Origin of the sequence: Streptomyces sp. NPDC085460, from assembly GCF_044541975.1 — a bacterium.
GTDB lineage: Bacteria > Actinomycetota > Actinomycetes > Streptomycetales > Streptomycetaceae > Streptomyces.
The window spans coordinates 444,472-456,062 of sequence record NZ_JBITTO010000008.1; the positions used below are offsets into that span (position 1 = coordinate 444,472).

Below are 11,591 nucleotides of genomic sequence, written 5' to 3' on the forward strand. Positions count from 1 at the left end.
GGTCCCGGGACCAGACTCGGCCCCACAGGGCCGCCGGGTCACCCGCCCCACCCTCTTCTCCCCTTCCTTCCACTTCCGCAAAGGCACCGCCATGTCTGTCATGTCCACCGAACACCGCAGCGCCACGCAGCTCTTCGCCGGGCGCCGCCTCCGCCAGGGCGCGGCCGCCTCCGCCGGCCTCCTCCTCGCCGCCGTCCTCACCGGCTGCGCCGGATCCGCCAAGGCCGACTCCGGCGCCCTCCAGGCCAGCGGCTCCACCACCGTCGCCCCGGTCGCCTCCGACGCCGCCGAGGCGCTGAAGGCGAAGGGCCTGAACATCACCGTCGCCACCCAGGGTGGTTCCGCCGGCGGCATCTCCCAGCTCGGCACCGGCCAGATCGAGATCGCCCTGAGCTCCAAGCCCCTCGCCGACAAGGACCACAAGGCGTACCCCGAGGCCGACTTCGTCACCACGCAGATCGGCGCGGACGCGGTCGGCGTCATCATCACCAAGGAGGTCGCCGACGCCGGAGTGAAGAGCCTCTCCAAGGCGCAGGTGCAGGGCCTCTTCGAAGGAAAGATCACCAACTGGAAGGAGGTCGGCGGTCCTGACCTCCAGGTCTTCGTCTACGACAAGGAGCCCGGCCGCGGCACCCGCGAGGTCCTCGACAAGTTCGTCTACGGCAAGGGCGAGCCGCCGGCCCCGCCGCAGTCCGCGAACTACGCCGTCGTCGGCGGCAACACCGAGACCCGTAACAAGCTGAAGTCCACCCGGGGTTCCATCGCCCCTCTGTCGACCGGCTTCATCGACGGGCACGCGGACCTGGTCGCCGTTCCCCTGGACGGCGTCGCTCCGACCAACGAGAACGTGGCCTCCGGCAAGTACCCGATGACCCGCCCGCTGTACATGATCACCAACGGGCAGCCCAAGGGCGCGGCCAAGCAGTACATCGACTACATCCTGTCGGCCGAGGGCCAGAAGCTGCTGCCCAAGCACGGCTACCTCACCCGCGAGCAGATGGGGCTCTGACCGATGAGCCTGACTCTGGAGCGCCTCGCCGAGGCGCCCGGAACCGCCGCGTCGCGGCTGCCCCTGGAGGGCGGTCGCCCCGGCCGGGCGAGGTGGGTCTGGGGCTGGGCCTACAGCGGCGTCCTGTCCGTCGTCCTCGCTCTCGTGGTCCTGGTCGGCTACCTGGCCGACGGCATCGCGAGCGGCACCGTCGACTGGGGGGCCCTGCTCACCGGCTCCGTCTGGAGCCCGGGCAACCTCGCCTTCGGCGGCCTGGCGATGATCTACGGCTCGGCGGTCGTCTGCGTCCTCGCCCTGGTGCTGGCCGTCCCGGTCGGCTGGGCGGCGGCCGTCGCCCTGTCCGAGTACCTCCCGCCCCGCCTCGCGAAGCCGCTGCGCCTGAGCATCGAACTCCTCGCGGCGGTCCCCTCCATCGTCTACGGCCTGATCGGCATCATGGTGATCAGGCCCTTCGTCGCCGGCCTCGGCGATGTGCCGGGCGGCGACAGCATCCTCGCCGCCGGAATCGTCCTCGCCGTGATGATCATGCCGACGATCGTGGCGGTCAGCGTGGACGCCCTGGCCGCCGTCCCCGGCCGCTACCGGGAGGCCGCGTACTCCCTCGGCCTGACCCGCCGGGAGGTCGTCCGCTCGGCGGTCCTGCCGCAGGCGCGGTCGGGCATGCGCGCCGGAGTCCTGCTCGGCCTGGCCCGGGCGCTCGGCGAGGCGATCGCCGTCTTCATGGTGATCGGCCGCGCCGACGGACGCCTCCCGCAGTCGTTCGGGGAGTTCTTCTCCTCCCTCGTCCGTCCCGGCCAGACCCTCACCACGAAACTGGCCGGCCCCGAGCCGATGCTCGCCGGCACCTCGGGCCCGTACTTCGCGGCTCTGTGCGGCCTGGGCATCATCCTGCTGGCCCTGGTCGCCGCCGCCACCGTGTGGGGCACTCGTGGCTCCTCGGCCGGCGTCCGGCGCGGACCGCGTGTCCGGCGGACCTCCGCGTGGATGCGCGGCCCCAAGGACCGGCTGACCACCGCCGTCCGCTACGGCGCCCTGCTGCTGCCGACCGCCCTGCTGCTCGGCATGGTCGGCATCCTGCTGGCCCGCGGCGGCGCGGCGCTCAACCCGGTCTTCTGGTTCACCCCGTCCGCGGGCGCCTCCGACGGAGGCATCCGCGACCAGATCGTGGGCACGCTCCTGCTGCTGGCCGCCACCGCGCTGATTGCCCTGCCGCTCGGCTACGGAGCCGGCGTCGTGATCGGCACCCGGGCCTCCGCGAAGACCTCACGGGTCCTGGAGACGCTGACCGTGGCCGTCGGCGGAACGCCCACCATCCTGCTGGGCCTCGCCGGCTACGTGCTGTTCTGCACGACCATGGGCTGGGGCCGGTCCTGGCTGGCAGGCGCCCTGGTCCTGGTGCCGGTGGTGGTCCCCGTGGTCGCCCTCACGACGGCCGGCCGCATCAAGGGCATGCCGGGCGAACTCACCGAGGCCGCGCTGGCCCTGGGGCTGACCCGCGCCCAGTACATCCGCTCCGTGGTGATCCCCTACACCTGGCCGGCCACACTGACCGGACTGCTGCTCGGCCTGGCCCGCGCGGCCGGCGAAACGGCTCCGCTGATCTTCACCGCCACGGTGTTCTTCGGCGCACCGGCCCTCCCGACCGGCGTCGTCGACGCTCCGGTCCAAGCCCTGCCCACCCACATCTTCACCCTGTCGCAGGACTCGGGCGCCCCCGAGGCGATCGCCCAGGCATGGGGCACCGCCCTCGTCCTGGTCCTGATCACCGCGAGCCTCCTCACCCTGGCGGTCCTCCTGCGCAACCGCTTCGAAGGAGCACGACGATGGACGACGTGACGAGGACGGACGCGACGGCCCCGGACGGGAAGGCGGGCGGCCCGGACGCCGAGAACGTGATCGCCGTCCGCGACCTCCGGGTCCTGGACGGAAAGAAGCGACTGGTCGGCCCGGTCACCTTCGAACTGCCCGCCGGATCGACGACCGGCCTGTGCGGCCCTTCGGGAGCCGGCAAGTCGACGGTGCTGCGCGCCCTGGTCGACCTCCTGCCGCACGGCCTGCGCCGCGAGGGCGAGGTGGAGGTCCTGGGCCGACCGGTCCGCTACGGCAGGGGCGACGCCGACCTGCGGAGCACGGTCGTCCTGGTCCCGCAGACCCCCGTGGTCTTCGGCGGCAGCATCCTGGACAACGCCCTGTTCGGCCTGCGGCATCTCGTACGGGCCTCCCGGACGGAGCTGCGCGACCGGGTGGAGCAGGCGCTGCGGGAGGCGGGCCTGTGGGGCGAGGTCTGCAACCGCCTGGACACCCCGGCGCAGAACCTCTCCAACGGGCAGCGGCAGCGCCTCTGCCTGGCCCGAGCCCTCGCCCTGGAACCGGCGGCCCTCCTCCTGGACGAGCCGACCAGCGCGCTGGACGAGCGGAGCCGGGACACGGTCGAGGAGTCGGTGGCGGCCCTGCGCGGCAACCGCACGGTCCTGCTCGTCTCGCACGACCCGGCCCAGGTGGACCGGCTCTGCGACCGTACGGTCCGCATCGAGCTGCCGGAGGTCTGCGCGCCGTCGCCGGTGTCGGTCTGAACACCGGTGCCCTGATACCGGGCCCGGTCCGTCGTGAGGAAAGCACGACGGACCGGGCCCGGCGTCTGTCATCCGGCTGCCGGACTCATCCGGTGACCGGCGCGAGGACCTCCGCCAGGTCGTCCCGCACGTCACCGAGGGCGGCCAGATACCGCTCGGCGTCCAGGGCGGCGGCGCAGCCGGAGCCGGCCGCGGTGATCGCCTGCCGGTAGATGTGGTCGACGACGTCGCCGGCGCCGAAAACGCCCGGAAGGCTCGTACGGGTCGAGGGGGACCGCGTCTTCAGATAGCCCTCGGCGTCGAGTTCGAGCTGGTCGGCGAAGAGTTCGGTGCGCGGGTCGTGGCCGATGGCGATGAACAGGCCGGTCGCGTCCAGCTCCTGGGTCTCGCCCGTGAGGACGTCCCGCAGGACGACGCCGGAGAGCATGCCGTCGGTCTCCTTGATCTCGGCGACCTCGCTGTCGAAGGCGAAGGAGATCTTGTCGTCGGCGAAGGCCCGGTTCTGCATGGTCTTGGAGGCGCGCAGGGTGGAGCGGCGGTGGACGACGGTGACCGAGCGGGCGAAGCGGGTGAGGAAGGTGGCCTCCTCCATGGCGGTGTCGCCGCCGCCGACCACAACGATGTCGCGGTCGCGGAAGAAGAAGCCGTCGCAGGTGGCGCACCAGGAGACGCCACGGCCGGACAGTTCGTCCTCCTTGGGGAGGCCGAGCTTGCGGTAGCCGGAGCCGGTGGCGATGATCACGGCCTTGGCGCGGTGGACGGTGCCGGCGGAGTCGGTGAGGAGCTTGACGTCACCGGTGAGGTCGACGGAGACGATGTCGTCGTCGATCATCTCGGCGCCGAACTTCACGGCCTGGGCCCGCATGTCGTCCATGAGGTCCGGGCCGTCGATGCCCTCGGGAAAACCGGGGAAGTTCTCGACCTCGGTGGTCGTGGTGAGCGAGCCGCCGACGAATATGGAGCTGCCGAACAGCAGCGGCTTCAGTTGGGCGCGGGCCGTGTAGAGCGCGGCGGTGTACCCGGCGGGGCCGGAGCCGATGATGATGACCTCGCGGACGTCGTCCCGCGCACCGGTCGTGGTGGTCGTCATGGTGAGGTCAGTTCTCCTGCTTCTCGGCGGTCGTGGAGTCGATCTCCGCGACGAGGCCCTCGATGAGCCCCTTGATCTCGTCCCGGATGGGACGGACGGCCTCGACCCCCTGGCCGGCCGGGTCCTCCAGGACCCAGTCGAGGTAGGTCTTGCCGGGGAAGTACGGGCAGGCGTCGCCGCAGCCCATGGTGATGACGTAGTCGGACGCCTGGACGGCCTCGGTGGTGAGCACCTTGGGCAGCTGGTCGGAGATGTCGATGCCGAGCTCGGCCATGGCGGCCACGGCGGCCGGGTTGACCTGATCCCCCGGGAGGGACCCGGCGGAGCGCACCTCGACCCGGTCGCCCGCGACGTGACGGAGGAAGCCGGCGGCCATCTGGGAACGCCCCGCGTTGTGGACGCAGACGAACAGGACGGACGCGAGCGGGGTCTCGGACATCGGTTCTTCCTTCACAGCAGGCAGGTATCAGCCTGGGCTGGCATCAGCCCTCAATGATGTGAAAGTATCACCCCATGCTGACGTCAGTCGACACTGAGCTGTTGAAGGTCCTCGCCGACCCGCTGCGGCTCCAGATCGTGACCCTGCTGGCCCGCGAGACCCTGTGCACCACGCACCTGGTGGAGGAGACAGGGGCCAGACAGACCAACCTCTCCAACCACCTCAAGGTGCTGCGCGAGGCGGGCGTGGTGGAGACCGAGCCCTGCGGCCGGTTCACGTACTACCGACTGAAGCCCGAGGTCCTCGACACGCTCGCCGGCCAGTTCACCGCGCTCGCCGAGACCACCCGCGCCAACGCCGACACCAAGAGGTCCTGCCCGTGACCCCCGCCGCCCCCACGACCACGAGCCCCGAGAAGTCCGTGGTCGCGAAACTGTCGACGCTCGACCGCTTCCTCGCTGTCTGGATCGTGCTCGCCATGGCGCTGGGCCTCGGGCTCGGGCGACTCATCCCCGGCCTGAACGACGCGCTCGCGAAGGTCGAGATCGGGGGAATCTCGCTCCCCATCGCCGTCGGCCTGCTGATCATGATGTACCCGGTCCTCGCGAAGGTCCGCTACGACCGTCTCGACGCCGTCACCGGCGACAAGAAGCTCATGGTGTCGTCGCTGGTCATCAACTGGGTCCTGGGCCCGGCGGTGATGTTCGCGCTCGCGTGGATCTTCCTGCCGGACCTGCCCGAGTACCGCACCGGCCTGATCATCGTCGGCCTCGCCCGCTGCATCGCCATGGTCATCATCTGGAACGACCTCGCCTGCGGCGACCGCGAGGCGGCGGCCGTCCTGGTGGCGCTGAACTCGGTCTTCCAGGTCCTGGCCTTCGGCCTGCTGGGCTGGTTCTACCTCGACATCCTCCCCGGATGGCTCGGCCTGGGCGAGGGCGAGACCCTCGACATCTCCATGTGGAAGATCGCGCTGAACGTGGTCATCTTCCTCGGCGTCCCGCTCGTCGCCGGGTTCCTCACCCGCCGTATCGGCGAGAAGCGGATGGGCCGGGAGTCGTACGAGGCGAAGTTCCTGCCGAAGATCGGCCCGTGGGCCCTCTACGGCCTGCTCTTCACCATCGTGATCCTCTTCGCCCTCCAGGGGAAGACGATCACCTCGCAGCCACTCGACGTCGCCCGCATCGCGCTCCCTCTGCTCGTCTACTTCGCGATCATGTGGTTCGGTACCTTCGCGCTGGGCAAGGCCATCGGCCTGCACTACGACCGCACGGCGACCCTCGCCTTCACGGCGGCCGGCAACAACTTCGAGCTCGCCATCGCCGTCGCGATCGCCACATTCGGCGTGACCAGCGGCCAAGCACTCTCCGGCGTCGTCGGCCCCCTCATCGAGGTGCCCGTCCTCGTCGCGCTCGTCTACGTGTCCCTGGCCTGGCGCAGGAAGTTCACGACCGCCCAGCGGTAGCCCCCGCCCTACGCGACCGCCGCCACCGAGAAGGGACCCGGGCATGCCCCAGCACCGCACCACCGACGTGGTCGTCATCGGCGGAGGCCAGGCGGGCCTCGCCGCCGGCTACCACCTGCGCCGGGCCGGCCTGGACTTCGTGATCCTGGACGCCGACACGGCCCCCGGCGGCGCCTGGCAGCACACCTGGGACTCCCTCCACCTCTTCTCCCCCGCCGCGTACTCCTCCCTCCCCGGCCGCCTCATGCCCCCGCAGCCGGGCGAGACGTACCCCGACGCGGCCCACGTCGTCGCGTACCTCACCGACTACGAGCAGCGCTACGACCTCCCGGTCCACCGCCCCGTACGCGTCTCCGGCGTCCACCGCGACGGCGAACGCCTCCGCGTCGAGACCACCTCCGGTACGTGGCGGGCCCGCGCGGTCATCAGCGCGACGGGCACCTGGTCCCGCCCCTTCATCCCCGCCATCCCCGGCCGCACGGGGTTCCAGGGCACTCAGCTCCACACCGTGGAGTACGCGCGGCCCTCCGACTTCGCCGGACGGAAGGTGATCGTGGTCGGCGGCGGCAACTCCGCCGCCCAGATCGCCGCCGACCTCGCGTACGAGTCCGACCTGACCTGGGTCACCCTCCGCGAACCCCGCTACCTCGCCGACGACATCGACGGCCGCGCCCTCTTCGACCACGCCACCGCCCGCCGCAAGGCCCTCGACGAAGGACGAACCGACACCAGCGGCGTCGCCTCCCTCGGCGACATCGTCGCCGTCCCCCCGGTCCGCACCGCCCGCGACACCGGACTCCTCAAACCCCAGCCCATGTTCACCCGCCTCACCGCGACCGGCGTGGAATGGCCCGACGGCACCACAGCGGACGCCGACACGATCATCTGGTGCACCGGCTTCCGCCCCGCCCTCTCCCACCTCGCCCCGCTCGGCCTGCGCGGCCCCCGAGGCCGCATCCCCACCGCCGGCACCCGGGCCCTCGCCGAACCCCGCCTCCACCTCCTCGGCTACGGCGACTGGACTGGCCCCGCCTCCGCCACCCTCATCGGCGTCGGCCGCCCCGCCCGCGACGCCGCCCGCGCGATCGCCGAGCTCCTGCGCTAACCGACGACCCGGCTGCGGCGCTCCAACAGCACCGTGTCCCCCACCGGCCGTGGTGGCGGCCGACACGCTCGGCGCCGGCCGATGACGCGGAAGCATCCCCCGCTCCTCGGCAAGGACGAAGCGGACCTCGGACAGGATCCTCAGGTGGTGGGAGACGGTCGACTGGCCGACGTCCCCCCTGGCGACCAGCTCGCCCACCGTCATCGCCCGCCATGCACCACCGTCCTGCCAGTCAGTTGGACCACAGTCCAGGTCACGCGCCCCTGCGCACTTGCGTGCGCCGCCGTCCCTCTCCGTACGGTCCGGTCGATGGTGACCCGCCTGTGCACGCCGTGAGGGAGAGCTGTTGAAGCCGACCGAAGAAGTGCTCCAGGCCCTGACCCAGCCCTCGAACATCTCCGTCCGCTCCGACGCCGCGCTCGTCGGCAAGACGAAAGCCGCCGTCGCCGCGGACGACGAGAAGCGGAAGAAGAAGGAGAAGGAACCGCTCCGCCGCAAACCCGCCCTCGTTCCGATCCAGCACAACGAGCTGCCCAGGCAGTTCGGGGTGACCACCTGGGACGTGCTCCACACCCTCGCGCGGGCAACCTCCCTGTCGTGGCGTGGTGCGGGCCGGGGACTGGCGGAGCACTGGGGTGCGCTCAAGTACACCCAGGCGCTGGTCGGCGGCGGCGACTCCTTCCTCGGCCTCACCGACGAGGGCCATCGCATCGCGGACCACTACAAGTCGCTGCAGTCCGGCGAGCTCGGCGTCGGCTTCGCGCTGACCCTCGCCGAGCACATGCTGCGCCGCCGCTTCCCCGACCACTCCGTGACGATCGTCCCCGCCGATACGGCGCTGCGCGCGGGCTGGGCCCTCACCAGCCGGGACAAGGGCGACCAGGTGAAATACCGCTATCGCCCCCACTACTTCGCCGAGGTCTGGCGGCCGGGCGAGCCGTCCCGCGTCTTCCCCCTCGCCTGCAAGGGCAACCACGGCAACGCCGCCACCTCCGCCGACCAGCTGGCTTCCGCCTCCGTCCACGCCGAGGCGGTCCACATCGGCGCGTGGAACGACACCCCGGCCCTCCTGTTCAGCACGGAGATCCCGACGGACGGGGGCACGATGGCCGTCCACGCCCTTGAGGCGCCGGGCAGCGGCGGCCGGTTGTCCCCGGCGGAGGGCCGGGAGCCGTACCTGAACGCGCCTCCGACGCAGGCGAACGTGATGCCGGACATCCACCCGCCGGCAAAGGGCCTGGTGGCTCCGGATCCGGTGCGCGGCTGCCACGTGCAGCCGAAGGACTACGCCTGGTTCCAGGAGTCCCTGGCACACACCACCGCGGCGAGCCTCATGGCTTTCACCGGCTCCGGCCATGCCACCGCCCGCCACCTGACCGAACGGCAGGGCCACAAGCGCTTCACCGGCTTCGAGCACGCGGCCAGCACGAGTGTGCGGGACGCCGACAACACGCTCCTGGGCACCGAGTACACCGGCACCGACCACGTCTTCCGCCTGAACGGCCCTCGCGTCGAGGCGTTCTCCGGCGTGGACCAGGCCCTCTTCCAGCTCCTCGCCAGAGGCGACATCGAGGAGTACCGCGCCGTCGTCCACGCCGGTCGCGACACCCGCCCCCGGCTCATCTTCGACAAGGACTGGGGAGGCCCTGTCTCCGTCCACGCCGACGGCTCCGTCTTCGCCCTGCGGTTGCTGCCGGGACAGGATTGGGAGCCCCGGTAGGTCCGGGGGCCGCCGTCGGGGCCGACTCACCTCGAAGCCCCGAGCTCTGCCGCTGTTCCGGTGATCCTCGTCCGCGTGGGTGCCCACCTCCCGTATCGTCGCCCAGGTGAGCGACGCGTATGCGGAGGGCAGGATCCAGGTCTCCACCGAGGATCTTGGCGAGCTGATCAAGGAGTTCGGCCTCGGCGAGATCGTGGCCAGGCGGCATCTGACCGACGGCCTGATGAATGTGAACTGGCGGCTGGACACCGCGGCAGGGGTCTTCGTGCTCAAGCGGGTCACGGACGTTCCGCTCGACCGGCTGCGCCGCAATCTCGCCACACTGCCCGCCCTCGCCAAGGCCGGTGTCCCTGTGGTTCCGCCCGTGGAGGCTCCTTCGGGTGGCGTCGTGGTCGAGGTGGGCGGGAGCGGGTATTGCCTGTTCCCCTGGGTGCGGGGAGCGCACGTTCGGGGGGTGGACCTTCCTCTTGCTCAGGTGAGACGGCTCGGAGCAGAGCTGGCCACGCTCCATCTGGCGCTGCGGCGGGCTGCTGGCAACGGAGTCCTGCCGACTCTCCCCGAAGCCATGACAGCGGACGTCGTCACGCCGGGGCGGGCGATGGAGAAGGCCGACCGACTCGCGGCGGCTGCGCGGGCTCGCGGTGTGGGTGACTCGTTCGACGCGGTCGCGCTCGACGCCCTCGCCAAGCGGCAGACCCTGCTCGACCGGTACGCGCCTCTGCGCCCTGAGGACGACGTACCCGCAGGACCTCACGGCTGGACGCACGGCGATTTCCAGTACAGGAACCTTCTCTGGGCCGACGGCGAGTTGGCCGCGGTCCTGGACTGGGACCGGCTGGCCGTCCGCCCGTACGCGGAAGAGGTCGTCCGCACGGCGCAGGTGCAGTTCGGGGTGCGGGGCGTCTTCGACCTGGAACGTGTATCGGCCTTCGTCAGGGGCTACCGGTCGGTGGTGCCGCTCGAACCGGATGAACTGCTCGACGCCGCGCGCCGACTGTGGTGGAAGCGGATGACGGACTTCTGGCAGCTGGAGTTCCACTACGACCGGAACGACCACTCCTGCGACGAGCTGTTCATCGCCGACGAGGCGCTTCTGCACTGGTGGACGGAGCGGCTCGACGAGGTGGAGCGAGCGTTCGGCGGGGCTTCCTAGATCCCCAGGTCCCGTAGCTCGGGCAGGCACGGACGGGCGAATCGCGCGGCGCGGATCCGGGCTCGCTCCCCCATGGCTCCGTGGTCGACGTCCCGAATCGCACGCACCCACGCCTCGGGGTCGGCGGTGACGGGCAGGACCACGCCTCCACCGCCGATGGCTTCGGGAATGCCGCCCCGGTCGGTCCCGATGGCCGGGACGCCGTGGAGAGCGGCCTCGACGATCACACGAGGGAAAGCGTCTTCGACGGTGGACGGGACCAGTAGCAGCCGATGGCTGCGGTACAGCGGCTCCATGTCGTAGACGCGAGGTATGTACGCGACGTTCGGGTAGGCCGCGAAGTCGGCCGAGGTGTCCCACCAGCCTTCGACGAGGGTGAAGCGCTGCTCCGGCATGCGGCGGATGAGCCGGTGCAGCAGCTCGGCTCCCTTGGCGGGGATGGGGTTGACCATGAGCACGGCGGCGGTGCGGGCGGTGTCCGTGTCCGCGGCGGGGCCGGGGCGTACGAACGGCGGGTACATGACGGCGAGGCGGGTGTCGGTCGCCGTGCGCGCACGGGTCCGGACGAACTCCGACACGGCCAGCCCGTAGTGGGGGCGGCCGGTGAGGACGCCCAGGCCGGTGGCGGAGACGGAGTGCAGCAGACCCGCTACCAGCGCCTTGGGCCGCGCCAGCACGACCAGCTCGGCCGAGCCTTCCTGCGACGTGAAGACGACATCGGGGCGTAGCCGTCCCAGCAGGCGGCGCAGCTCCGGCTCCAGCCGTTCCTGTGGAAGGGAGAGGCAGTCCATCCCCTGCCAGCGGTAGCTCAGCGTCTTGCCGCTCTCCTCGTACGGGCATCGCTGGGATGCCAGATGTGTGCGCATCTCTGCGAGCTGGTCGTCTCCGTTCCAGGGCGGCTCGTGCGAGCCGAGGTAGGTCACGTGCCATCCGGCGGCGGCGAGTTCCTCGGCGAGGAGCTGCTGGGTGACTTCGGCGCCTCCGATGAGGAACGGAGGCGTGGTGCGGCGCCAGGCGAAGAGTGCGGTGGGCATCGG

Annotated in this window: 11 protein-coding genes and 1 pseudogene; 8 read left to right on the top strand and 4 right to left on the bottom strand. The window is 71.2% G+C overall.

Annotated elements, in window-relative coordinates; all coding sequences use genetic code 11:
- The first annotated feature begins 91 nt into the window (after positions 1–91).
- The 3 genes from ACIGHB_RS23190 to ACIGHB_RS23200 are packed head-to-tail and all read left to right on the top strand — an operon-like array spanning position 92 to position 3,582.
- The gene (locus tag ACIGHB_RS23190) at positions 92–1,009 is read left to right on the top strand and encodes a phosphate ABC transporter substrate-binding protein (protein ID WP_399915546.1); all 918 of its coding nucleotides are present in this window, start codon (positions 92–94) and stop codon (positions 1,007–1,009) included.
- A gap of 3 nt (positions 1,010–1,012) precedes the next feature.
- Complete coding sequence (gene pstC / locus ACIGHB_RS23195; RefSeq protein WP_399915548.1) at positions 1,013–2,845, top strand: phosphate ABC transporter permease subunit PstC; 1,833 nt, start codon at positions 1,013–1,015, stop codon at positions 2,843–2,845.
- A complete protein-coding gene (locus ACIGHB_RS23200; protein WP_399915550.1) occupies positions 2,833–3,582 on the top strand; it encodes an ATP-binding cassette domain-containing protein in 750 nt (249 codons plus the stop codon). Before pstC ends, ACIGHB_RS23200 begins: the two co-directional genes overlap by 13 nt.
- Before the next feature lie 85 nt (positions 3,583–3,667).
- Here ACIGHB_RS23200 and trxB read toward each other — a convergent pair whose 3' ends face one another.
- Together trxB and ACIGHB_RS23210 are read right to left on the bottom strand one after the other, a co-directional pair.
- The gene (trxB, locus tag ACIGHB_RS23205; protein WP_399915552.1) at positions 3,668–4,672 is read right to left on the bottom strand and encodes a thioredoxin-disulfide reductase; all 1,005 of its coding nucleotides are present in this window, start codon (positions 4,670–4,672) and stop codon (positions 3,668–3,670) included.
- Positions 4,673–4,679: 7 nt separating this feature from the next.
- Positions 4,680–5,111, bottom strand: a complete 432-nt coding sequence (locus tag ACIGHB_RS23210) for an arsenate reductase ArsC (protein WP_399915554.1) — start codon at positions 5,109–5,111, stop codon at positions 4,680–4,682.
- Positions 5,112–5,185: 74 nt separating this feature from the next.
- Between ACIGHB_RS23210 and ACIGHB_RS23215 the strand changes: the two genes are divergently transcribed.
- From ACIGHB_RS23215 to ACIGHB_RS23225, 3 genes are read left to right on the top strand one after another with little or no spacing between them, the layout of a single operon-like run.
- Positions 5,186–5,494, top strand: a complete 309-nt coding sequence (locus tag ACIGHB_RS23215) for an ArsR/SmtB family transcription factor (protein ID WP_399915556.1) — start codon at positions 5,186–5,188, stop codon at positions 5,492–5,494.
- Positions 5,491–6,576, top strand: a complete 1,086-nt coding sequence (gene arsB / locus ACIGHB_RS23220; RefSeq protein ID WP_399915557.1) for an ACR3 family arsenite efflux transporter — start codon at positions 5,491–5,493, stop codon at positions 6,574–6,576. The genes ACIGHB_RS23215 and arsB overlap by 4 nt, the downstream gene beginning before the upstream one ends.
- A 43-nt stretch (positions 6,577–6,619) precedes the next feature.
- Positions 6,620–7,681 (top strand): ArsO family NAD(P)H-dependent flavin-containing monooxygenase, encoded by a 1,062-nt coding sequence (locus tag ACIGHB_RS23225; RefSeq protein WP_399915559.1) that lies wholly within the window; start codon positions 6,620–6,622, stop codon positions 7,679–7,681.
- A gap of 126 nt (positions 7,682–7,807) precedes the next feature.
- Here ACIGHB_RS23225 and ACIGHB_RS23230 read toward each other — a convergent pair.
- Positions 7,808–8,077, bottom strand: a pseudogene (locus tag ACIGHB_RS23230) (ArsR/SmtB family transcription factor); the annotation flags it as partial.
- On the opposite strand from ACIGHB_RS23230, the gene ACIGHB_RS23235 reads away from it, so the two are divergent.
- Both ACIGHB_RS23235 and ACIGHB_RS23240 read left to right on the top strand, forming a co-directional pair.
- Entirely contained in the window at positions 8,028–9,401 is a 1,374-nt protein-coding gene (locus ACIGHB_RS23235) for a hypothetical protein (RefSeq protein ID WP_399915561.1), read from the top strand. The pseudogene ACIGHB_RS23230 and the gene ACIGHB_RS23235 sit on opposite strands and share 50 nt — an antisense overlap.
- A gap of 106 nt (positions 9,402–9,507) precedes the next feature.
- Positions 9,508–10,554 carry a phosphotransferase gene (locus ACIGHB_RS23240; RefSeq protein WP_399915563.1) on the top strand — a complete coding sequence of 349 codons (1,047 nt, stop codon included), beginning with the start codon at positions 9,508–9,510 and terminating at the stop codon, positions 10,552–10,554.
- On the opposite strand, the gene ACIGHB_RS23245 is transcribed toward ACIGHB_RS23240, so the two are convergent.
- Positions 10,551–11,588 (bottom strand): glycosyltransferase, encoded by a 1,038-nt coding sequence (locus ACIGHB_RS23245; RefSeq protein WP_399915565.1) that lies wholly within the window; start codon positions 11,586–11,588, stop codon positions 10,551–10,553. The genes ACIGHB_RS23240 and ACIGHB_RS23245 overlap by 4 nt on opposite strands.
- Between the last annotated feature and the right edge of the window lie 3 nt (positions 11,589–11,591).